This is a genomic window from Enterococcus sp. S22(2020), from assembly GCF_020295385.1.
GTDB lineage: Bacteria > Bacillota > Bacilli > Lactobacillales > Enterococcaceae > Enterococcus_L > Enterococcus_L dunnyi.
Genome location: NZ_JACFUD010000002.1, coordinates 442464 through 464202, shown reverse-complemented (window position 1 = coordinate 464202; position 21739 = coordinate 442464). Strand labels below are relative to the sequence as shown.

Genomic DNA, 21739 nt, shown 5'->3' with positions numbered 1-21739 from the left:
ACAAATGTCTGATTTTTTTCCAACCCTTTATTGACCCTAAAAGGGTTTTCCTATAAAATGGAAAGTAGATAGAAACGAATAGAATAAAAAAAAGCACTTCATAATTTAGCTACCAACTAAATCATGAAGCCCTGAACAGTCAGTGAACACCTGACCAATCAAGTTGCTTAAGCCAATAGTTATACATTGACATCTTCCATTTTACTCAATTTTGACAGAAATTTCTAGAGGTTTATACTAGTTTTTTCTGACTTAAAGATGTTTATGCTTATTTATTGACCTTACAACGATGTTGGATTTGTGTCCAACGTCGTTTTTTTTTACGTATTCGTTTCTATCTCAGAGGACGTTGACTTACTTTTTGAAATCATCACATATATTCGTCAACCAATCATTGACAAATAAAAGCTGTTCCCAACCAGCTTTTTCCCATTCTCCTGGATGATTTGATTGAGTAAGTATCGTTCTTTTAAAGCTAATAGTCAGGTACTACTCCCAAGTATTCAATAAGAAAATACAACAAAATTAACTTCGTAACCTTTTTCAATACTTCCTTTTATATACGACACTCATTGTGTGTATTTTCTTTATTGGTGACTATTAGGGTTGGAAATAAGCCTGATCCGCTTATTTCCAGCCTATTTTTTTGATGCTCATTAAATAAATATTTCGTCCTCTACCTGTTCTATTTTATCATGTTGCTTGTCTAGAAAAAATAGTTTACATCAACTTAGATTTCTTCCGTCTTCAAAATAAGTGCTGATGAAGTGAATGATTTTTTGTAACTGGACAGATTCAATGCGATCACGCTTGATCAAGTAAAATTTTCTTTGATATGCAGGCCCTAAGGAACGCCAATTGACAGCTTTAGTTATAGCTTTCTTTGATAAAATGGATTGTCCTATTCCTTTTTCTAAACATCGAACAATGATTTCATTATTTTTAACAATCATTTTTTGTGGATTCAGATCATTTTCTAAAAAATAGCGCTCTGTATAATGATAGACGCCAGAGTTCTCTTCCCGAATCAACCATAAGTCGCTTGATAGATCGCCAGCATGAACCAATTCATCACTCAAAATTTCCTGACGAATAGCAGTTTCCATGACTAACGGCTTCTCAATAAAACCAAAATGTGCCTGATGTTTTTCTATTTTGTCCAAAACAACTTCTGAATTATCCATCTCTAAAATAAATGAAACATCTGGAAAATGCTGTACTAGCTCTTTCATCACTTCTGGTAAATAGTAGACAGCAAATGTGTTTGAAGCAGTTATTTTACAAATCTCTCTAGGGATCGATCGTGTTTTTAAGGCTTGTAAAAGATCTTCCCAATCATCCGTTAGATTCAGTAGATGATGGTATAAAATGTCAGCCTGTTTTGTCGCAGTCATTTCTTGCCGTCCACTTCGTATAAACAACACGACACCCAACTCTTCTTCTAGCTGCTTTACTTGATTAGAAACAGCTGGTTGAGAAATAAATAAGGTCTCTGCTGCTTTTGAAAAATTTTTTGTTTCGTAGACTGTGCGGAATGTCTTCAGTAATTTAAACATAGAATCCCCTTCCATTCATTTCTCTTATAGATATTATTCTAACTATCTATTTCTCAAATGCAACTTATTTCGCTATACTGAATACATAGATAAATGAAGAAAGAAGATGAATACCTTAGTGAAAACTACTAACTCTTATTTAACTCAAGCACTCACGATCCTGCCTGGACTGATCACCGCTTTTATTGTTGCTGTGATCAGTAAAGGAATCGCGATTTGGCTGCCAACGTTAGGTGCAGCGACGATCGCGATTTTACTAGGCATAGTGTTAGGGAATACGTGTTTAAAACATCCTATACTGGAGAAAGGAACAAAAATAGCAGAAGGAAAATTATTAGAATTCTCAGTTGTCCTGTTAGGTGCAACAGTAACTTTTCAGACAATTGCTCATATTGGGATAAAAGGCGGGATCTTTGTAGTGTTACAAATGGGACTAACGATCCTTGCTACTTATATTCTAGGAAAAAAATTATTGTTCTCGGATAACATGTCTTTATTGATGGCTGGGGGTAATGCAGTCTGCGGATCTTCTGCGATTGCATCGATTGCTCCTTCAATCCATGCAAAAGAAGAAGAAAAAGGACAAATCATCACATTAGTCAACTTGCTAGGCACTATCTTGATGCTGCTCTTACCTTTGATCGCTTCTATTCTATATGGTACTGATCTATTAGCAAAAAGCGCTCTGATTGGAGGGATTCTACAATCAGTTGGACAAGTAGTGGCTAGTGCAAGTATGATCAACGGAGAAGTGGTTGAATTTGCTATGTTGTTTAAGATCATGCGAATCATGTTGTTAGTGGTTGTTGTTTATCTTTTCGGAAAGTTTAAAGAACGGAAAACGCCAATTGCAACAACCGCCGAAACAGCAACTGTTGCTAAAAAAAAGGCTGGTCTTCCTTGGTATGTCGTTGGATTCGTCTTATTTTGTATTATTAATAGCTTGATCCAACTTCCTGCACAACTAAGCCAAACAGCTCATTTTTTTAGCGGCTGGTTTGAAATCACTGCTTTAGCCGCGATCGGATTACGTCTAGATTTTCAAAAATTCTTTAAAGAAGGCAAACGTTTCTTGATCTACGGACTTTCTGTTGGTGTCATTCAAGTTCTTTTAGCTATTGGACTGATTCGGTTATTCATCGCATAATCAAAGAAAAAGGCTGCTCAAATTAGTTATGAGCAGCCTTTTTTTAGTCTTTTTCGTCTATTTTATTTGATTTGAATCCAGAATACGATTTATTTCCACTCAGATTAAGGACAAACAAAACGATCACTAATGCTAAAATCGAAATAGACAATAGTAATGTTTGAACTGCATCTCCGTGGATCACCATCAACTGGCGCAAAATTGCTGTGATACAAATCAAAATCAAATAACGGATCGGGATATGATGTCCTTCTTGAATATAACGAATCACCATCATGATAAATTCAAATAACATGAAAAATGCCACGACTTCCTGCATGACGACCGATAGATTTTTTGGTGTCATCGGTTTATTGATAAATGTACCAATATCGATCAGCTGACGGATCATAAATATCAAAATAAGAATGGCCAGCATTCCTAAAACAATATCCAGAACCACGTTAACGTATTTTTTCATTATTCCAAACCTTTGATCTTCTTTCATATTTTCCCCCTTTTAATTGATGCAGTAGACTTATTCGTAAAAATTTTTCACTACATTTCATTATAAAACTAATATATCATTTTTTTTACACGATGTAAAAATCTAAATCTGAAAAATGAGACATTCCTTGATCGATAGTTACTTAGACCTAGAAGAAAATGCAACTTAAGCCCCCGTTTTTTTTGTTATATCTATGATAAGGTTGATTATAGATATAGGAGGTAATTATTATGGAAAAAAGACTTACATCATTTCATCTAAAAGTGATTGCAATCATTGCTATGCTACTCAATCATATTGGGAGCGGTTTTAAATTGTACCAATATTCAAATGAACTCTTCTTTTTCACAGAATTGATTGGAAAACTCACATTTCCGATCATGGCTTATTTGTTAGTAGAGGGATTCCATTACACAAGGAACCTTAAAAAATATGCTCTACGATTGGCCGCTTTTTGGATTCTATCTATTTATCCATTCCATCTCTTATTTTATCCAACCCATCCTTTTGATCCTTCTGAACTCGTGAATAATATTTTCTTCACACTTTTGATGGGTTTACTACTGATCATGTTCTATGATAAAACTAAAAATCTTTACCTGCATGTACTGCTGGTCATTGTATTTTCATTCGCCACCGTCATGTCCGACTGGAATTTGATTGGTGTATTGATCATTTTTAGTTTTTACCGCATAAAAAATGATAGCTTGAAGAAAATCATCCCACCCGTTTACGCAACCTTTCTCTTATTTTTATTGCTATTAGTTGCTCGAATGATGGCTCCGGACTCTGTTCCGTTATATGAGCTTGTGTCAACCTTAGGGATTCTTGGTACGATTCCGTTACTGATGAATTATAATGGGCAACGCGGATACTCTCCGAATTGGGTCAAGTGGGGATTTTATTTGTTCTATCCTCTTCATATGATCGTCTTGGTCTTAATAAGAATGATACTATAAAAAAAACTGGCACCTAATTTGGGAAATCAGGTGCCAGTTTTTTTAGTCTCAATAATGATCAAACTAATCCAAATGCAATCATTATTGCGATTAAAATATTATTTAAAAAGTGTATTGCTATACTAAGCTCTAAGCGTTTTGTTTTATGATAAACAACGGATAAAATCAACCCGATCAATCCATATATCAAGAAACTTATCAAATTAGTTGGACCATGTACCAACCCAAAAACAACAGAGCTTAGTACAACCCCAACTATTGGGTAGTCTTTCAGCCAGAAACCAATGATCCCTCCTCTGAAAACAATTTCTTCCATGATCGGCGCAGAGATACCGATCAATAGGATGATCAACAATGGATTTTCTCCCGTAAACATTGTTTGGATTGCTGCATCATTGGCAGTAGAATTCATTCCTTGAGCATTTAACAATAGTGTACCAACAATGGCAACGATTCGAGCCAAAACATAACCGCCAATGATGATCCCTATGTTTCTTCCTGTGAGAAAATCGAATTTAATTGTAAAAAAGCCTAATTTCTTTGCTAAAAAGACCAATAGCCAAATATTTCCGATCACCATTAAAATCAAGATGATCGATACCACTAATGATAAGCTCGCTACACCAGAAGCTTGAGAAATCCTTTTAGCAATGTCGAAAACATTTATACTGATCTGACTTAATAAAAATAACCCGATCACGATAAAGAATTTTTTCGTGTACATAAAAATTTTTTTCACAACATCCATATTTCCACTCTCCTTTTGAATAATAAAAACTATACCTTTTTATCATATCAAATAACGAGAGCAGAGTAAAATCTATAATGAAAGCAATCTTATCCTTTAACATGGATTTTTATATAAATAGACCAATTATTTTGCAGAAACTCGTTTTCCATCTTTATATGCATACACTCTTCCCAATGAATCTTTCGCTACATATTGGTAATTTTTTTGACCGCTAACATTTCTAGGTCCAGGTGATCCTTTTGGAACCAGTACTACTTTGTAAGCTTCTAAACGCTTAGACAAACCCGCTGTTCCAGCTTTATGAGCGGTCGATTTGCTATCTTCTGTTTTGGATTTCGCTTTAGACCAGCCTAACCAACCATAATCTTGTGCATGAACACAATAATACATATCATATTGCTGGGCTAAACTGCCTGTTAAAGTGAATTCGACAGCTTCTACTCTCAAAGCTCCTCCAGCGGTTCCGCCTCGACCTGCTTGATAATAAATCGTTGTGTTCCGACCTTTGATCATTCGTTTAGAGACACCAGCACTTTTTTCCTTAGCTGTTAGTTTTTCAGATAACCAACCGATATTTTCTACATGTGTATTGATCGAAATATCTGTGCTTCCTTTTATGAACATCGCTTCCATTCGTTTCGATTGTCGCACGGAACCACTGCCTGTTCCAGAAGGACCCATTTCTGCTATCGTCCTAAATCGCTTATCTTTACCAAAACCAGTATCTCCATAATCCTGTACGTGAGAACCAAAACGTAGATCATTGATAGAAGCGGCTTCTGTATTCACCCCAAATGAACAGATGCCCCCCAAAAAAACAAGCGCTAACACAAATAGTTTCTTTTTCACTTTTAAACCAGCTTTCTATTTATTATTTTTTTAAATAATTCGATATTATTATACCATCAAGGTAGATCATTTTGTAAAAAATAATAAAAAAGTTCCCTTTCAATTAAGAAATAGGAACTTCAAAATAGTCTTATTTAGCTAAAGCGTCTTTTGCTTGGTCAGCTAATGCTGTAAATGCTGATGCATCGTTAACAGCCAAGTCAGCTAACATTTTGCGGTTGATATCAATCTCTGCCAATTTCAAACCGTGCATTAATTTAGAATAGCTCAAGCCATTCATACGAGCTGCTGCGTTGATACGCGCAATCCATAATTTACGGAAATCACGTTTTTTCTGACGACGATCTCTGTATGCATAACTATAAGATTTCATCACTTGTTCTTTTGCTGTTCTAAATAAAGTATGTTTTGATCCGTAATAGCCTTTCGCTAACTTAAGGATCTTTTTACGACGTTTACGGCTTACTACGCCACCTTTAACACGTGCCATGGTTAATTCCTCCTAATAAATATCTATTATCTCTATGAGTGTTTTAATTGCTAAGTTGCTACAAGAAATTCTTCAGCTTTCCTACATTCAGCAAGCTTTTTCAGTCAATGCTAATTTAGCTCTTTCAGCTTTTTATTTCATTCTTGCTAATTGTTGACGAATACGTTTGAAATCGCCAGCTGATACCATTCCTGCTTTACGCAATTGACGGCGTTGTTTCTTTGTTTTACCGTGGAAACGGTGACTTGTAAACGCACGGAATCTCTTCAAACCGCCTTTACCAGTACGTTTGAAACGTTTTGCTGATCCGCGGTGAGTTTTTTGTTTTGGCATGACTAATTTTCCTCCTACATTTTCATTTTCGTCTACCGTTCAACTATTGAACGAGTATCCTCAAAATCTTTTGTTAACTAGTTATCAGCTTTTCAGCTTACTTGTCGTTTTTCGGTGCCAGCGTTAAGAACATGCTGCGTCCGTCCATTTTCGCTTTTTGTTCAACTGTAGCGATATCTGCAGTTTCTTCCGCTAAGCGATCAAGAACTTTCTGACCAATCTCTTTATGGGTAATGGCACGGCCTTTGAAACGGATCGAAGCTTTCACTTTGTCTCCTTTTTCCAAGAACTTGCGTGCATTACGAAGTTTTGTATTAAAGTCATTGACATCGATTGTCGGACTTAAACGAACTTCTTTTACGTTGATCACTTTTTGTTTCTTACGAGCTTCACGCTCTTTCTTTTGCGTTTCGAAACGGAATTTTCCATAATCCATAATTCGCGCAACAGGAGGTTTCGCAGTAGGTGCTACTAGAACTAAATCCAAATTGGCTGTTTCAGCGATTTTTAATGCTTCCACTTTTGTTTTAACACCTAATTGTTCACCGTCTTGTCCGATCAAACGTAACTCGCGTGCACGAATGCCGTCGTTCACCATCATATCCTTTGCTATGGTCATTCACCTCCAAGTTTTTTAAGAGAAAATCAGCGCTGAAACGTTGTTATTCCTTGACGTCCTTGTCATAAAAATGACAATAAAAAACAGGCTCTGTAAACAGATCCCGCGATTTTTCGGACTCATATCTTCTGATATAAGGAATCCTCTTATCAAGCCCAGTGACAATGTCAACTAAGGCGAGAAGCGGGTGCTTCTGCTTTCATTTCTCAACTTTAACAGTATAAACTATCCTACAGTATTTGTCAAACGTCTATAAAAAAAATTTTAAGGCAGTGTACAAATGTTTCTCTGTTTATACACTGCCTTAAAGACAACTACTTACTTAATAGTTCTTCAATCTTAACTAAAACACCACTTTCATCATTCGATAGAATAATTTCATTAGCTGCAACCTTGATTTCAGGCTGAGCATTGCTCATTGCAAAACCATGTCCTACATGTTTTAGCATTTCCAAATCATTTCCACTATCACCGAAAGCGGCAATTTCATGATTTTTGATATCCCATAATTGCTGCAGCTGCATTAAACCATGCGCCTTATGGATCCCTGGAATAATCAAATCAACATCCTCATGCCCACTGGAAACAGGCGTCACTTTGTCTCCTAATACTTCATTCAGCTGTTTTAACACTCCCTTAACTTTCTCAGACGGAAAACTCAAGGCAAATTTAAACAGCGTATCCTCTTTTATATCGAATAAATTCGGTACCCTTTTTAAGCGATGATAATATTTACTGCCATATGCGACAAATTCATCCGGCTCCTGCTCACTGACATATGCACTATTTTTCCCACAAAGAATCGTATGTGCACCCTCTACCTCAGACAAAATAGTAAGAACATCTTTTACGCTATCCGGATGAAGCTCTCCGCAGAAAATTTCGTTCCCTTCACTAATGACATAAGCACCATTTTCTGAAACAAAGGATAACTCATCTGCTATCGTTGGAAAAAAAGATTTTAGCTGATAATATTGATTTCCACTTGCGACTACAAAACGGACATTCTGCTGTTTCATTTTTTGATAGAGGTAATCAAATTTTTCTCTATCATATTCTTTCTTGCTGTTCAAAAATGTCCCATCCATATCTACTGCAATCATTTTAATTGTCATTTATTATCTTCCTTTCTTGGATCGCCTGATATCCTCTCAGATCAAGTAGTATCGAACCCGAAAATACAAGCGCTTTCTATTTATTTATGATGTGTCCGTCTAACTATTTCCTTCCACTATGATTGTACTACACTTTTACCTGCAAATTGAAAAAACTTCGCCAGACTTATTCAAAAATTAAAAGAATAGGTCTAACAAAGTTCTACTTTTTATTTTTCATCAACTAATAATTAGTGAACTATTTCTATTGAATAGAAATTTCCTAGAAAAAGATAAATGATCGAATCATCGCTGTATCTACCTTATATTCCCTAGGCTAACCCTGTAGTCCCTACAGTTTTTGATAAATGTTTTTAATAGCTTAATCCTTTGTTCAAAACATGGATACTCGCTGCTGTTTCTGGATCAGAAGCTCCTTTTTGTTTATCGATATCTTCAAGAAAGATCTTACTTTGTTTTTTATTTTCTGAATGTTCAGAACATTCATTGCAAGCAGAAACCTTGATCAATCTTTTATTATACCAAGAAGCTTTATATTCTAATTTTGAAACAAACAGTGCCCAAGATACATCTGAAATTCCTCGATGAAGTTTTCTATTTCTATAAACTTCTGTTTGATGAATATCTTCAATGCATATGACATCATATTTACGAACGATTTCCGTTGTAATTTTATTCAAAAAATCTGTTCGCTGATTCATTAATTTTTCCCGCATTTTAGCTACCTTCAATTTTTGTTTCTGATAGTTTTTTTGCTGGGATAGTTCTGTACCTTTTACTTTAGCAATTTCTTTACGCCTGACTAGTTTTCTTTCTTCCCGTGCAAGCCGCTGCTCGAATTCTCTGGTGTACTTATCATTATCGATACGTCTACCGTTTGATAGCACCGCAAATTCAGAGGTACCTAATGTGATCCCTATAGCAGAATAGGTTTTCTCTACTTCCGGAACTTCCTCTTCACAAAGGATCGAAATGAAATACTTATGACTAGGTGTTAAAGAAATCGTTGCTGACTTTATTTTTCCTTTTATCGGACGATGCATTTTCACTTTCATCGGCGTTTTTAATTTAGGAACCTTTATACATTTATCATCGATAATTTTGATCGTTCCATTTTGATTGTTGGTCGTATAAGATGAAACAGAATCTTTCTTTTGTTTCAACTTGGGGAAACCCACGCCTTTTTCTCTATGAAATTTTTTAAATGCTCGATCCAGATAAACTTGTGCATTCGCTAAGGCCAAACTATCTACTTCTTTTAAACAAGGATGCTCTTTTTTATATTGAGCAGGTGTCGGAAGTTTGACAGTAAGATCGGGATTTTCTTTCAATGCTTTATAAAGAGCGATCCGATCCTGAAGCAAAAGATTATACACAAGACGAACACAAGAAAAAGTTTTTTTTATAAACTCCTCTTGAGCGGAGGTAGGATAAAGCCGATACTTATAAGCCTTTAAAACCCTCATGAACATACCACCCTACCAATAAAAAGCTGATTGAGCCGGTTAGCTCTGACCGAAAAATAGGAAAATACGACTGAGGCGCTCTTTGCCTCATTCTTATTTTATCTTTTTTCTGAAGAGCTGGCTCAAGAAGCTGGATTAGATAAAAAGTTGATTGAGGCGTTCAGCTTTTGAGTAAGTTAGGAAATGACTAAAAAGATGCTCTTTATCTTTGCAGTCATTTATCTACTTACCGAAAAAGTTGCCTCAAAAAGCTGATCAAGCCGATTAGCTCTGACTGAAAAATAGGAAATATGACTGCTACTTTTTTGCCTCATTTTTTATTTTATCTTTTTTAGAACAACTCATTACTTGTTAAAAATCCTAGCTAAGAAAAAAGTATTTTTTCTTAGCTAGTCTTTTCTTTACCAAATGCTTATCCTAGATTCGCTCTGGCTTTTTTCTCTTCAATTTTTTTACGATAGACATCCACTTCGTCTTCCGAGCAATATACGTAATGTTCAGGAGTGATTTCTCTCAATTTACGTTCTTTATTGTCTTCTGGCTGTGGTTTATAAACGATACGTTTACGTGTGCGTTCATAATCTGGATCTGGTAATGGGATCGCTGATAATAAACTTTCTGTATACGGATGAACGCCAAAGTTATATACATCATCACTTGAGCCCATTTCCAATAATCTACCACTGTGCATCACACCGATTCTATCACTGATATGTTTTACCATTGATAGATCATGAGCGATAAACAGATACGTCAATCCAGCATCTTTTTGCAGATCCTGCAATAAGTTAACGACCTGTGCCTGAATCGATACATCCAATGCCGAAATCGGCTCATCACAAATGATGAAACGAGGATTCACAGCTAATGCACGGGCAATTCCGATCCGTTGACGCTGACCACCTGAAAACTCATGCGGATAACGTGTGCCGTGGCTTGGATCAAGTCCTACGACTTTTAAAAGCTCATTGACCTTCTCTTCACGCTCAGCAGGTGTACTGGCTAAATGATTGATATCGATTCCTTCAGCAATGATGTCATTGACTTTCATTCTTGGATTCAGTGAAGCATAAGGATCCTGAAAGATCATTTGAACTTCGCGACGGAATTCCTGCATTGCTGATTTTGAATGAATTTTACTGATATCTTCCCCGTCAAAAATGATTTCACCATCTGTTGGGTTATATAAGCGAATCACGCTACGGCCAGTCGTTGATTTTCCACTACCGGATTCTCCAACTAAACCAAATGTTTCGCCTTCATAGATATGAAAACTAATATCGTCAACCGCTCTGACTTCATCAGGACGGCCCACGTTAAAGTATTGTTTCAAGCCTTTAACATCTAAAAGTACTTTTCTTTTTTCACTCATTACTTAACGCCTCCTGTTGCTGTCTTATGACGTTCAGCATAAATTGCCCAACGTCTAACGATTTCTGCTGGAGGTGTGATTTTTGGTGCTTGTGGCGCCAATAACCATGTCGCAGCTTTATGAGTTGGTGAAACTTCAAAATAAGGCGGCGCTTCTTCTGCATCGATTTTCATTGCGAACTCATTACGCGGATAAAAAGCATCTCCTTTTGGCGGATCCAATAAGTCAGGAGGTGAACCTGGAATCGCATATAGCTTATCTTCTGTTCCTTCCATCGTCGGCATTGAGCCAAGTAAGCCCCACGTATAAGGATGTTGAGGATTATAGAAAATTTCTTCTGATGTCCCAACTTCTACTAAACGTCCGCCATACATTACGGCTACACGATCAGCAACATTGGCAACGACCCCTAGATCATGGGTGATAAAAATGATCGATGTGCTGATTTTTTGTTGTAAGTCTTTTAATAATTCTAAAATTTGTGCTTGGATCGTTACATCCAATGCAGTTGTTGGTTCATCGGCAATCAGAACTTCTGGGTAACAAATCAAAGCGATCGCAATAACGATCCGTTGACGTTGTCCGCCTGAAAATTGGTGAGGATAGTTTTTCAAACGTTTTTCGGCATTTGGAATCCCTACTAATTTCAATAGTTCCAGTGCTTGCTCTAATCCTTCTTTTTTCGATACTTTATTATGCTTGATCAACGATTCAGCTACTTGTTTGCCAATCGGCATCGTCGGATCCAATGACGTCATCGGATCTTGGAAAATCATTGCGATTTCTTTTCCGCGAATCGTTTGCATTTGTTTTTCTGTTTTCTTAACGATATCTTCGCCTTTGAACAGGATTTCTCCATTATCAATGTTTGCATTACTACTCAACAAACGCATGATACTTCTAGTCGTTACTGATTTACCACTACCAGATTCTCCTACGATCGCAAGTGTTTCACCTTTGAACAATTCAAAGCTGACACCGCGAATAGCATTTACTTTTCCAGCAAACGTATCAAAAGAAATCTGTAGGTCTTTTACTTCTAATACTTTTTCCATAGTCATTCACTCTACTCTTTCATCTTAGGATCGAAGGCATCACGTAGACCATCAGCTAGTAAGTTGAAACAAATCATTACTATCGATAGTGTTACGGCAGGAATCCACATTAAATATGGAAGGAAACGGAATGTTTTATATCCTTCATTCAACAAGGTTCCAAGAGAAGCGGTCGGCGGTCTTAATCCTAAACCGATGAAACTTAGAAACGCTTCGAAGAAAATTGCCGACGGGATACTGAACATCATTTGAACGATGATCACGCTAGAAATATTCGGCAAAATATGTTTTACGGCAATCTTCAAACGAGATTCACCTAATGTTTGAGCGGCTAGTACAAATTCTTGGTCTTTCAGCTTCAAGGTCTGTGCCCGAACGATTCTGGCCATTGAAATCCAGTTAGTGATAACCATCGCCAAAACAATCGATAAGATACCTGGATCAAACACTGTCAGCATCAAGATCATTACAACTAAGTTAGGGATTCCTGAAAGAACTTCAAGAATACGCTGCATCACTGTATCGACACGTCCGCCTAATAATCCTGAAATCAAACCATACGTAACACCGATCGTGATATCAAGTAAAGCAGCAATAAAAGCGATCAATAACGAGATACGTGTTCCCATGAACAAACGGCTTAACACATCACGTCCTAATCCATCTGTTCCTAAATAGAAGTTCACATTATCTGGAACATTGGCTTGTGCATACTTATCAACCACTTGCCCAGCTACTGTAGCTGTCCCATTGAAGCCGTTGATGCTATCTAAAAATGGGATACGCGGCGGTAAATTGATATATGCAACGTTTTGTTGAGTTGGATCATGTGGTGAGACCCAAATCGTAATAATTGAGATAAAGATAATGATCCCTAAAAAGATCAAGGAAACAACAGCAGCTTTATTCTTTTTCAAACGACGCCAAGAATCTTGCAAAAAGCTTAGTGACGGTGTTGCGATTCGTTCCCGCTCTTTTGTTGTTGAAGTATCTAAAGGCTGGAATTCACCAGCAGGAATATTTTTGATTTTATCTGGTACATTGTTTAAATCAACTGTTTGCATTAGCCACGGTCACCTCCTGAAACACGAATTCTTGGATCGATCAATCCATAAAGTAAGTCTACGACTAAAATAACAAATACTAGTAAAGCAGAATATAAAATCGTTACTGCCATGATCGTTGGATAATCATTTGTCATGATTGATTTTACAAACTGTTCCCCGATACCAGGGATCGCAAAGATATTTTCAACAACTAGAGACCCTGTCATCAAACCGACAGCTAAAGGTCCTAATAATGTGATCAATGGAATCAAACTATTTCTAAGTCCATGTCTAACAGCAACTTGCCAACGGCTCAAGCCTTTAGCACGTGCTAATTCTACATAATCACTATGTAATACCTCGACCATTTCCGTTCGAATAAACCTGGCGGAATCTGCCATTGGACTCATAGCTAGTGCAATAGTTGGAAGAATCGTGTAAGCAAAGCCATTCCACATTGCAATTGGCAACACTTTTAATTTCATAGCAAATACATACTGTAACAATACGGCAAAGACGAAGTTAGGAATCGAACGTCCTAAAATAGCCATTAACGTTGCCAGTGTATCCACCCAAGTATTTTGGCGCATCGCAGCAATGATCCCTAAAAGAATCCCTACTAATGTACCGAAAATAATCGCTTGTCCACCTAATTGGACGGATGGTCCGATACGGCCTGCTAAAAGTTTTGCTACTGGTTGGTTTTTGAATTGGAATGAAATCCCAAAATCACCGACTAGCAGATTTTTTAAATAAATTCCATATTGAACGATGACTGGTTTATCTAAGCCAGATTGTTTATTCAACATAGCAATTGTTTCTGGACTAAGTTTTTCTTGGTTGGTATAAGGAGTACCTGGTAATAATTGCATCAAGAAAAATGTAATAGTCGCGATCAACCACAATGTGATGATCATAAAAAAGACCCGTTTAAGAAAATATTTTCCAAAACTGTTCAAGAATGACACCTCCGAGATTATTTTGACTTCATCAGCTTTTTTCGATAAAGTAAGGATAGAAAATTTAGATAAGGATGAGCACATGAATAAACTAAAATGGCCTCTCATAACTTCAGCGGTCTCAAGCATCGGTATTTTTACTTACCTATTAATAAAACAGTCATTGACTATCCGTTCCATATCAGATACCTTTTTCATCGTTTCTTTATTCTTTTTGATTATCGGATTGGCCCTTTGGGTCATGTCCTCAGAATTTTTTGATAATTTCCAACGTTTTATGAAAATGCATTTTCGTTTTAAAAAGAAAAATGAACCGAAAGAATTTATCCCACTTTCAGAAATCGGTAAAGCACATCAGCTTTACTGGCTTGAAACAGGCGGTATCTTACTGATCGTCTCTATTGTTTCTTTATTATTTTACTTTTTATAGACAAAGATAGCAAGAGTGAGGAAAATAATTTTCATTGATTCTTGCTCCTTGCTTTTAAATCAAGCTTCTATCGTAATAGGAACTCGATTTCATTAAAAACAAGCCGAGATTCACGAAAATTACAAGAACAATTGCTAAAGGAACAGTCATGCTCGCGCAAAGAGTATTCGCACGAGCAATCACATCTGTTACTTTCAGCCTCAATGTTTCTTGTCAATTTTCGTGAATCTCTTCTTATTACAAATGGAGGCAGGCATTCAGTCCTGCCTCCATTTTTTGATAAACTCAGCTCAAATGTTTTCAGGCTTATTCTGAAATGTATGTCCATTTGAAATCATATTGCGCACCAGCTGGGTGGAAGCCAACGTCTTTGACTTTTTCAGCACGTAGATGTGCTTCTGCTTTTTGGTAAAGCGGAATGACACCCATGTCGCCCATGATTGTTTTCTCTGCATTGACCATGTCATCCCAACGTTTTTCAGGATCGTTTGCATTGGTTGTTGCAGCAGATTTCACTAATTTATCATATTCAGGGTTGCTATAACGTCCACGGTTATATGGTACGCCTGTTTGGAATAGATCTAAGAAACTACTTGGATCTACATAGTCAGCTCCCCATCCACCGATAACAGCTTTAAAGTCTCCTTTGTTTGAACGATCCAAACGTACAGAGAATGGCACCGGACTAACAGTGACTTTCACGCCATCAAGTGCTTCTTCGATCGCACCTTGTACATATTCAACTGTTTTCTTAGATGAGTCAGCATCAGAAGATAAGATGTCCATTTCCAATGAATCGATCTTCAATTCTTTCTTCGCTTTTTCCCAATATTCTTTTGCTTTTGCTTTATCGTATTCGATCTTATCGCCTGCAGCCGCTGTAAAGTCTTCTTTTCCATCAGGATCTTTAGACATATCTGCTGGAACAAGTCCTTTAGGTTCAACTGAGCCATCACCTAAGATATTTTCTACTAATGATTTACGGTCGATTGAATAAGAAATTGCTTTTCTTAAGTTTTCGTTTCTATATGGTGAATTTTCATCGATTTGATTCAATTCCATATATTGTGTCGATGCTTCTTTTTGAATAACTAATGCTGGATCGTTAGCTGCTTGTTGTGCAAGCTCACCAGTCAAGATAACATCGTCTGCTTGACCATCTTGGAATAAGTTATAAGAAGTCGGTGCTTCTTTTACAACATTTGTTTTCACTTCGTCTAGCTTCACAGTGTCAGCATCCCAGTAATCTTTGTTTTTCTTGTAAGACCATTCAGTATCAGTACCTGGTCCGTCAAAGTCAGCTAAAACAAATGGTCCGTTATAAACAGCATTGTCGCTATTTGCAGCGTATTCTTTACCATATTTTTCCACAATATCTTTTCTTTGCGGGAAGAATGAAGGGAATGCTAATAGATAATCAAAGTATGGTGTTGCTTTTTCTAAAGTAACTTCTAATTCGTAGTCACCTACTGCTTTGATTCCTAGCTCACCTTTGTCTTTTTTACCTGCTGCGATGTCTGCTCCGTTTTTAACAGACTCGAACAAGTAAGCATATTCTGAAGCCGTTGCTGGATCAACTGTACGTTGCCATCCATAAACATAGTCTTCTGCTTTTACAGGTTGACCGTCAGACCATTTCGCATCTTCGTTCAACTTGATTTTGTAAGTAATCCCATCTTCACTGACTTCAGCTTTTTCAGCCGCACCAGCTGGTTGTGGATTATTATCTAAATCCAAGCGATAAATTCCTTCATACACATTATTTAATGCTGTAAAACTGATCGTATCTGTTGCTAGTGATAAGTCAGCACTTGGCATTTCTTGTAAAACGTTCACTCGGAATACTTGCTCTCCACTTGGTTTTCCACCAGTTGATGCAGCACTGCCTGAGTCGTCTGTTTTTCCACCATTGCCGCACGCAGCAAGTGATAAACTAAATAAAGTGATGAATCCAAAAGCAAATGACTTCTTTAACTTCATTCTTATTTCCTCCCTAGAAACCCTAAAGTATTTTCTGAAAAATCAGAATTTAATAATTATTTATTGTATCTGAGGTATAGTTTACAATTTTTAAATTAAAAAATCAAGAAAAATCTTATCTTATCCTCATATTCGCATCATCAAATTATATTTACATTAGAAGAATAATCTTAGAAATAAAATGAAAAAGCAATTGTCTTCTACTTAAATAGTGTGTTAGATTAATAGAGAGGATATATTTTTTTCAGGACTTTAAAGATCTGAAAAATGATTATCTTAAAAGTATAGGAGGAATTAGATGGAGAGTTCATCTTTTTTTAAGGAGTTATTAGTAATTCACAAACCACAAAAAGCGCCCTTCCGCCTAGTTGGGGCTGGAATTTGTATGGCGATCCCATTATTTATTGGTTATTTCTCAAATAATTTATTGATCGGCAGTTTTGGTTCTCTAGGTATCTTTACTTTCCTTTATTATCAAACATTGCCTCTTAAGGATTTAATGATTCGTTTAAGTTCTGTAGGTAGTTTTTTACTTTTAGGAAATCTACTAGGAATGCTCAGTACACATATTCCATGGGTCATTCCAATCACGATTGCATCGATTGCTTTTTTAGCTAGGATCATTTTTAGATTGTATGCTATTGCCAAGCCAGGGGCTTTTTTTATTGTCATGGTTACTGCAATGGGCAGCGGAACAAAAATTCCGCTTGATAGGATACCGATCATGATGAGTTACGTGTTCTTGGGCGTGATGACTTCTTTGATAATCGCAGTTATCCTTTATTTTGTTGAAGGTCCTGTTGAAGCGGAGCCTGTAGAGAAGAAGATTTCTTTACAAGAACGGTTATACACTGATCCTGCTGCGCTTTTAGATGCCTTGCATTATGCTGCAATTTTATTTTTAGCTACTTATATCAGTCAGTCCTTACAACTGACCAATGCATACTGGATGATCGTTTCCTGTGCAGCTGTTTTACAGGGAGATAATCTACGCGCAATCATGCATCGAAATGTTCAGCGGATTTTCGGCACGATGGTCGGTCTGTTGATCGCAGCTTTATTGTTGAGTATTGCTTTTACAACGCTACAATCGATTTTATTGATTTGCTTTTTCTTTTTGACTGTCGAATTTTTTATTAAACGAAATTATGCGATCGCAAACTTTTTTACAACACCGATGTCGTTACTTTTAGCTAACTTGGCTCGGCATCAATATTTGGTCAGCCTTTTGAATTATCGTTTGATCGGAATTGTTTTAGGCAGTTTACTTGGGCTTTTAGGCGCTTACGTCTTGACGACCTGCTTACGATTTTATAACCGCGCTTATCAGTTAGATGAAAATTTAGATAAAGAAACAGAATAAGTCGATTCTGAATCCTATTTCCGGAGGTTAATCTCATGAAAATAAAAAAACCAACAGCTCCGATCTTACCACAGTTAACGCAAACAGAGTTTATTTCTTTAGATGATGAAATCATTATCGAAGGTTTGGCACTAAAAGAACAAGACCTTAGTTATCAGGATCTTCGTAATTTGGTTTTTAGAGAGTGTCATTTTGATAAATTGACAATGAATCGAAATCATCTAGAACGCTTTGAATGTAGTAATGTTATTTTTGAGCATTGTGATTTTTCGAATACGGAATGGCTCGGGGCAAGTTTCCATCAAGTTCATTTCCGCCGCTGTAAATTGACTGGGACTAACTTTGCAGAAAGTTACCTCCGCGATTGTACATTTGAAGATTGCTTAGCGGACTACGCCTCATTTAGTGCAACAAATCAAAAAGTCGTTCACTTCAATCAGACTAGCTTGAATGATACGGAGTTTGTCGAAGTTGTTTGGAACAATCTTTTATTTGAGGAATGTTCATTGACTGGCAGTAATTGGTTTCATACAAAACTGAAGGAACTCGATTTAAGAAAAAGTACATTTGAAAAAATCGCATTTTCTCAAGAGTTGATCAAGGGATTAAAGGTCACAACAGAGCAGGCAGTGATCATTGCTGCTGGATTAGGATTGAGCATAGAATAAAAAATAAGTAGGCTTCTCAATATTGAGAAGCCTACTTATTTTTTCAGGCATTTTGCACCATTTGAAAATATTCAGTCAGCCCTTCGACCAATGCCTTTGCCACTTGCATTTGATAGTCATCCATATTGAATATTTCTAAATCATAATCTGAATTCATATAGCCTAATTCTAGTAATAAGGCTGGTTGAGTATTTTCCCGTAAGACTTGATAATTCCCATAATCGATTCCACGATTTTGTAGTGGGAGAGTTTCAGCTAATGACTGATTAACGGCTTCAGCCAAGTCAGCATATGCTTCATAATAATAATACGTGGTCGTCCCAGTTGCTTCATTCATGTTTTCTGAAGAATCATAATGCAAACTGATAAAGATATCCGCCTCATTTTGTTGACTGACAGTACAAATATCAGCCAAATCCTCAGCTACGTCATCCTCTCGAGTCAAAATCACTGTACTGCCTTTTTCTTCCAGTGCCGTTTTGATCACCTCTGCCGTTTCTAACGTCACTTCTTTTTCGTAGATCAAACCATTATTACTGATCGCCCCCGTATCATCGCCGCCATGTCCCGGGTTTAAAACGATTGTCGCTCCTTCTAATGAACTAGGGATCTCTTGTTTTGTTCGGGTGATTATCTGACTAGCTTTTTTAGAAACATAACCTTCATCACCAGCATTTGTAATTACTTGATACCATTGATTTTCTGTTGCTACTAGTTTTAATAATTCTCCACGATTGATCTCAGCAAGTTCAGTACTTTTTGTTGAAGCTTTGCTGTATAAAATTGCCTCTTTTGAGCCTACTTTCACTATTTCTTCCAAGCTTTCCTCCCCTTCTTCAAGTGATATTGCCAGAGTCTCCACTGATGTGTCTTCTACTGCTGATGGATAGCTTTTCAGTTCTTTTATCCTTTTTGAATAACCTATTCCTAGTAATACGATGACTATTGATATGACACAGATCATTCGTTTCTTCATTTTTACTCTCCTGTCTTATATGTATGGGTTCCTTAATAAAAAGAGTAAAACTAAAAGCTTAAACCATCCTTAAATTGAAATGGAATGGTGTCGTTTCTAATTTTTTGTTTAAGATGGGTTCAAAAATTTTACTTCATAGGCTTTTTTGGTAAACTAATATAGGTTGAGAATAATTCTCAATTACTTAAAAGTATGGAAAAGCAAGGATACATATTGGTCGGACAAATTTTTGCTGGAAATCATATCGAAAATGTTTGAGCTGATGATGAACATACTAGGGGCCGAATAAAGTGTTGGTCATTTGCTGAGAATCACAACGAAAAGATTTGAGTTGATGCTGAACAGTACAAGACTTTCGCTAGAAAGTGTTGATCATTTATTTTATTTAGCTGCACAGGCTAGCTCTTCGGAAAAAAGATAAATAATGTGTGAGGCAAAAAGCACCACAAACAGTATTTCCTATTTTTCAGTCAAGGCTAAACGGCTTGTTCCGCTTTTATATCAAGGAGGAGATATCATGAAAAAGAATCTTATTGAACTCTGGGGCGACCTGGTTGATTTGAAAGATTTGATTTTGGCAATTGTAATTTGCAGTGTGACAACAATGGGGAGTTTCTTTTTAGCACCTGCAGGAAATACAACGAAGCAATTATTTTTTGGTTTAGGGGGAGCTGTTTTAGGGTTTGTTATCAGTACTGTTTTGATCAAACCGAAGCGAACCGTTATTGAGGAGGAAGAAAATTAATGGATGCAGGATTACTTTTTCAGATGCTTCTAGCCGTTTTAGGAGCAATTGTTTTATATACATTTATTGGGTTCGTTCCGGGAACGGACGAAACTTCTGTTTTGATGCCAGTTACTTTGGCTGTTGTTTTAGCAGGCGTAGAGCCGATCGTCGTACTGACCTTTTTCATTTCTGCGATCATCACATTGAATTTGATGAATGCGATTCCTACAGCTCTTGTCGGATTACCTGGTGGTGTGATGTCGACACCAATGATCGAGCATGCCTTATATTTGAAAGAACGTGGGATGGCGGCAACTAGTATTAAAAAGATGGCTACAGGTTCGATCATCGGAACAGCTATCGCTATTCCAGTCAGTCTGCTTTTAGCAAATATTTTGGCGCCTTTTTCAGATTCGGTGAAAGAATATGCGCCCTTATTATTTGTATTTGGTGCGATCTTTCTATCATTGATAGGAAAAAATAAATTATTGGCTTTGATCAGCATCATCCCTTTAGGACTTTTATTTCAAGGCTTGCGTTATCTTTATTGGGGAATTGGTGCTGTACCCCAAGAGAAAAATGTCACTGTTTCTTTCTTCTTAGGGATCACGATCGGACCATTGCTCGTTTCTTTATTAGGATTATTAAACAAACAGAGCCGAGAAGCATTACCGAGACATGACAAAAATGAGATTCGTTTGAATAAAGTCGATGAGCGGCAAACACTAGCCCATCCGCTTCAAACGATCACAAAAAAAGAAGCAGGAACAAGTGCTGTGGTTTCTTTACTTTCAAATTTCCTATTCTTTTTAAGTCCTGTCGGATTAACGATTTTATTTGGTGAAGCTGTAGCAAATAAGGAAAAAGACCCCGTAAAAAAAGCCAGCATGGCTATCACTTCTATGAGTGCATTGTCTCATGCAACCTATCTATCAGGGGTGATCATTCCCTTGATCGCTTTAGGGATTCCATTGTCTCCAGTCGCTGTGGGACCTGCCAATGCTCTATTCAATGCGCCGCCCGTTTTTACTTTAGAGCATAATATTCATCATTTACTAAGCAAAGGTGAGTTTGTTTTTGCAATTGTATTTGCCGGTGTTTTAGCTTCGATCATCACGTACTTTATTGCAATGAGATATGCTCGTCAAATGACCGCATTCGTTTTGAAAAAGATCCCTCATGAAGCAATTCTTGGCCTATTTATCGGTTTTATTTTATTGCTGGCTTACATGGATGCTGGTTTAATCAATATTTTCGGTGTTTTACTGGTAGGGATCGTTTGTGGTACTCTTAATAAGATGGGCGTCAATTATGGCGTTCAATTCATGATCTTGTATGCAGCACCTTGGATCACTACACATTTAATTTTTAAATAGAAAGATAGTTGATTG

General features: G+C 36.9%; 22 protein-coding genes and 1 other annotated feature. Of the genes, 7 read left to right on the top strand and 15 right to left on the bottom strand.

Translation table 11 applies throughout. From position 1 onward, the window contains the following. Positions 1–725: 725 nt before the first annotated feature. The gene (locus tag H3T55_RS05050) at positions 726–1556 is read right to left on the bottom strand and encodes a LysR family transcriptional regulator (protein ID WP_225533602.1); all 831 of its coding nucleotides are present in this window, start codon (positions 1554–1556) and stop codon (positions 726–728) included. Between the two features lie 106 nt (positions 1557–1662). Here H3T55_RS05050 and H3T55_RS05045 point away from each other — a divergent pair, with 106 nt between their 5' ends. Beyond that, the gene (locus H3T55_RS05045; RefSeq protein ID WP_225533601.1) at positions 1663–2703 is read left to right on the top strand and encodes a YeiH family protein; all 1041 of its coding nucleotides are present in this window, start codon (positions 1663–1665) and stop codon (positions 2701–2703) included. Positions 2704–2746: 43 nt separating this feature from the next. Here H3T55_RS05045 and psiE read toward each other — a convergent pair whose 3' ends face one another. After that, positions 2747–3190, bottom strand: coding sequence for a phosphate-starvation-inducible protein PsiE (psiE, locus tag H3T55_RS05040; RefSeq protein WP_087640935.1), 444 nt, complete (start codon positions 3188–3190; stop codon positions 2747–2749). Between the two features lie 230 nt (positions 3191–3420). On the opposite strand from psiE, the gene H3T55_RS05035 reads away from it, so the two are divergent. Next, positions 3421–4149 (top strand): TraX family protein, encoded by a 729-nt coding sequence (locus tag H3T55_RS05035; protein WP_225533600.1) that lies wholly within the window; start codon positions 3421–3423, stop codon positions 4147–4149. A gap of 58 nt (positions 4150–4207) precedes the next feature. Here H3T55_RS05035 and H3T55_RS05030 read toward each other — a convergent pair whose 3' ends face one another. From H3T55_RS05030 to opp1B, 11 genes are all read right to left on the bottom strand, one after another. After that, a complete protein-coding gene (locus tag H3T55_RS05030; RefSeq protein ID WP_225533599.1) occupies positions 4208–4897 on the bottom strand; it encodes a CPBP family intramembrane glutamic endopeptidase in 690 nt (229 codons plus the stop codon). Positions 4898–5023: 126 nt separating this feature from the next. Then, the gene (locus H3T55_RS16710) at positions 5024–5749 is read right to left on the bottom strand and encodes a hypothetical protein (protein ID WP_225533598.1); all 726 of its coding nucleotides are present in this window, start codon (positions 5747–5749) and stop codon (positions 5024–5026) included. Between the two features lie 130 nt (positions 5750–5879). Beyond that, positions 5880–6239: a 50S ribosomal protein L20 gene (rplT, locus tag H3T55_RS05020; protein ID WP_087640932.1), complete on the bottom strand. Its 360-nt coding sequence runs from the start codon at positions 6237–6239 to the stop codon at positions 5880–5882. Positions 6240–6371: 132 nt separating this feature from the next. Then, positions 6372–6572, bottom strand: coding sequence for a 50S ribosomal protein L35 (rpmI, locus tag H3T55_RS05015; RefSeq protein ID WP_069662903.1), 201 nt, complete (start codon positions 6570–6572; stop codon positions 6372–6374). A 97-nt stretch (positions 6573–6669) separates the two neighbouring features. Then, positions 6670–7191 (bottom strand): translation initiation factor IF-3, encoded by a 522-nt coding sequence (infC, locus tag H3T55_RS05010; RefSeq protein WP_087640931.1) that lies wholly within the window; start codon positions 7189–7191, stop codon positions 6670–6672. A 70-nt stretch (positions 7192–7261) separates the two neighbouring features. Further along, positions 7262–7396: a sequence feature (ribosomal protein L20 leader region), on the bottom strand. 109 nt (positions 7397–7505) lie between these two features. Continuing rightward, positions 7506–8306 (bottom strand): Cof-type HAD-IIB family hydrolase, encoded by an 801-nt coding sequence (locus tag H3T55_RS05005; RefSeq protein WP_225533597.1) that lies wholly within the window; start codon positions 8304–8306, stop codon positions 7506–7508. A gap of 353 nt (positions 8307–8659) precedes the next feature. Next, positions 8660–9772, bottom strand: coding sequence for a transposase (locus H3T55_RS05000; protein ID WP_225533596.1), 1113 nt, complete (start codon positions 9770–9772; stop codon positions 8660–8662). Between the two features lie 412 nt (positions 9773–10184). After that, complete coding sequence (locus tag H3T55_RS04995; RefSeq protein ID WP_087640928.1) at positions 10185–11144, bottom strand: ABC transporter ATP-binding protein; 960 nt, start codon at positions 11142–11144, stop codon at positions 10185–10187. Continuing rightward, positions 11144–12205 carry an oligopeptide ABC transporter ATP-binding protein Opp1D gene (gene opp1D / locus H3T55_RS04990; protein ID WP_087640927.1) on the bottom strand — a complete coding sequence of 354 codons (1062 nt, stop codon included), beginning with the start codon at positions 12203–12205 and terminating at the stop codon, positions 11144–11146. The genes H3T55_RS04995 and opp1D overlap by 1 nt, the downstream gene beginning before the upstream one ends. 5 nt (positions 12206–12210) lie before the next feature. Continuing rightward, positions 12211–13263 (bottom strand): oligopeptide ABC transporter permease, encoded by a 1053-nt coding sequence (gene opp3C / locus H3T55_RS04985; protein WP_087640926.1) that lies wholly within the window; start codon positions 13261–13263, stop codon positions 12211–12213. Beyond that, positions 13263–14204: an oligopeptide ABC transporter permease Opp1B gene (gene opp1B / locus H3T55_RS04980; RefSeq protein WP_087640925.1), complete on the bottom strand. Its 942-nt coding sequence runs from the start codon at positions 14202–14204 to the stop codon at positions 13263–13265. Before opp1B ends, opp3C begins: the two co-directional genes overlap by 1 nt. An 82-nt stretch (positions 14205–14286) precedes the next feature. Between opp1B and H3T55_RS04975 the strand changes: the two genes are divergently transcribed. Then, entirely contained in the window at positions 14287–14634 is a 348-nt protein-coding gene (locus H3T55_RS04975) for a DUF3899 domain-containing protein (RefSeq protein WP_087640924.1), read from the top strand. A 306-nt stretch (positions 14635–14940) separates the two neighbouring features. On the opposite strand, the gene H3T55_RS04970 is transcribed toward H3T55_RS04975, so the two are convergent. Continuing rightward, positions 14941–16614 carry a peptide ABC transporter substrate-binding protein gene (locus H3T55_RS04970; RefSeq protein ID WP_225533595.1) on the bottom strand — a complete coding sequence of 558 codons (1674 nt, stop codon included), beginning with the start codon at positions 16612–16614 and terminating at the stop codon, positions 14941–14943. A gap of 298 nt (positions 16615–16912) precedes the next feature. On the opposite strand from H3T55_RS04970, the gene H3T55_RS04965 reads away from it, so the two are divergent. Together H3T55_RS04965 and H3T55_RS04960 are read left to right on the top strand one after the other, a co-directional pair. Beyond that, positions 16913–17977 (top strand): FUSC family protein, encoded by a 1065-nt coding sequence (locus H3T55_RS04965; protein WP_087640922.1) that lies wholly within the window; start codon positions 16913–16915, stop codon positions 17975–17977. Between the two features lie 35 nt (positions 17978–18012). After that, the gene (locus H3T55_RS04960; RefSeq protein WP_225533594.1) at positions 18013–18645 is read left to right on the top strand and encodes a pentapeptide repeat-containing protein; all 633 of its coding nucleotides are present in this window, start codon (positions 18013–18015) and stop codon (positions 18643–18645) included. 43 nt (positions 18646–18688) lie between these two features. Here the strand turns inward: H3T55_RS04960 and H3T55_RS04955 are convergent, their stop codons facing one another. Then, the gene (locus tag H3T55_RS04955; protein WP_225533593.1) at positions 18689–19621 is read right to left on the bottom strand and encodes an N-acetylmuramoyl-L-alanine amidase; all 933 of its coding nucleotides are present in this window, start codon (positions 19619–19621) and stop codon (positions 18689–18691) included. Between the two features lie 517 nt (positions 19622–20138). Between H3T55_RS04955 and H3T55_RS04950 the strand changes: the two genes are divergently transcribed. Both H3T55_RS04950 and H3T55_RS04945 read left to right on the top strand, forming a co-directional pair. After that, positions 20139–20366: a hypothetical protein gene (locus H3T55_RS04950; RefSeq protein WP_225533592.1), complete on the top strand. Its 228-nt coding sequence runs from the start codon at positions 20139–20141 to the stop codon at positions 20364–20366. Then, a complete protein-coding gene (locus tag H3T55_RS04945; protein ID WP_225533591.1) occupies positions 20366–21724 on the top strand; it encodes a tripartite tricarboxylate transporter permease in 1359 nt (452 codons plus the stop codon). Before H3T55_RS04950 ends, H3T55_RS04945 begins: the two co-directional genes overlap by 1 nt. The last annotated feature ends 15 nt before the right edge of the window (positions 21725–21739 follow it).

What these genes read in the sequence shown, in the direction of transcription:
- H3T55_RS05050 (WP_225533602.1), bottom strand. Translation starts at nt 1,556, where the DNA reads ATGTTTAAATTACTGAAGACATTCCGCACAGTCTACGAAACAAAAAAT.
- H3T55_RS05045 (WP_225533601.1), top strand. Translation starts at nt 1,663, where the DNA reads ATGAATACCTTAGTGAAAACTACTAACTCTTATTTAACTCAAGCACTC.
- psiE (WP_087640935.1), bottom strand. Translation starts at nt 3,190, where the DNA reads ATGAAAGAAGATCAAAGGTTTGGAATAATGAAAAAATACGTTAACGTG.
- H3T55_RS05035 (WP_225533600.1), top strand. Translation starts at nt 3,421, where the DNA reads ATGGAAAAAAGACTTACATCATTTCATCTAAAAGTGATTGCAATCATT.
- H3T55_RS05030 (WP_225533599.1), bottom strand. Translation starts at nt 4,897, where the DNA reads ATGGATGTTGTGAAAAAAATTTTTATGTACACGAAAAAATTCTTTATC.
- rplT (WP_087640932.1), bottom strand. Translation starts at nt 6,239, where the DNA reads ATGGCACGTGTTAAAGGTGGCGTAGTAAGCCGTAAACGTCGTAAAAAG.
- rpmI (WP_069662903.1), bottom strand. Translation starts at nt 6,572, where the DNA reads ATGCCAAAACAAAAAACTCACCGCGGATCAGCAAAACGTTTCAAACGT.
- infC (WP_087640931.1), bottom strand. Translation starts at nt 7,191, where the DNA reads ATGACCATAGCAAAGGATATGATGGTGAACGACGGCATTCGTGCACGC.
- H3T55_RS05005 (WP_225533597.1), bottom strand. Translation starts at nt 8,306, where the DNA reads ATGACAATTAAAATGATTGCAGTAGATATGGATGGGACATTTTTGAAC.
- H3T55_RS05000 (WP_225533596.1), bottom strand. Translation starts at nt 9,772, where the DNA reads ATGAGGGTTTTAAAGGCTTATAAGTATCGGCTTTATCCTACCTCCGCT.
- H3T55_RS04995 (WP_087640928.1), bottom strand. Translation starts at nt 11,144, where the DNA reads ATGAGTGAAAAAAGAAAAGTACTTTTAGATGTTAAAGGCTTGAAACAA.
- opp1D (WP_087640927.1), bottom strand. Translation starts at nt 12,205, where the DNA reads ATGACTATGGAAAAAGTATTAGAAGTAAAAGACCTACAGATTTCTTTT.
- opp3C (WP_087640926.1), bottom strand. Translation starts at nt 13,263, where the DNA reads ATGCAAACAGTTGATTTAAACAATGTACCAGATAAAATCAAAAATATT.
- H3T55_RS04975 (WP_087640924.1), top strand. Translation starts at nt 14,287, where the DNA reads ATGAATAAACTAAAATGGCCTCTCATAACTTCAGCGGTCTCAAGCATC.
- H3T55_RS04970 (WP_225533595.1), bottom strand. Translation starts at nt 16,614, where the DNA reads ATGAAGTTAAAGAAGTCATTTGCTTTTGGATTCATCACTTTATTTAGT.
- H3T55_RS04965 (WP_087640922.1), top strand. Translation starts at nt 16,913, where the DNA reads ATGGAGAGTTCATCTTTTTTTAAGGAGTTATTAGTAATTCACAAACCA.
- H3T55_RS04960 (WP_225533594.1), top strand. Translation starts at nt 18,013, where the DNA reads ATGAAAATAAAAAAACCAACAGCTCCGATCTTACCACAGTTAACGCAA.
- H3T55_RS04955 (WP_225533593.1), bottom strand. Translation starts at nt 19,621, where the DNA reads ATGAAGAAACGAATGATCTGTGTCATATCAATAGTCATCGTATTACTA.
- H3T55_RS04950 (WP_225533592.1), top strand. Translation starts at nt 20,139, where the DNA reads ATGAAAAAGAATCTTATTGAACTCTGGGGCGACCTGGTTGATTTGAAA.
- H3T55_RS04945 (WP_225533591.1), top strand. Translation starts at nt 20,366, where the DNA reads ATGGATGCAGGATTACTTTTTCAGATGCTTCTAGCCGTTTTAGGAGCA.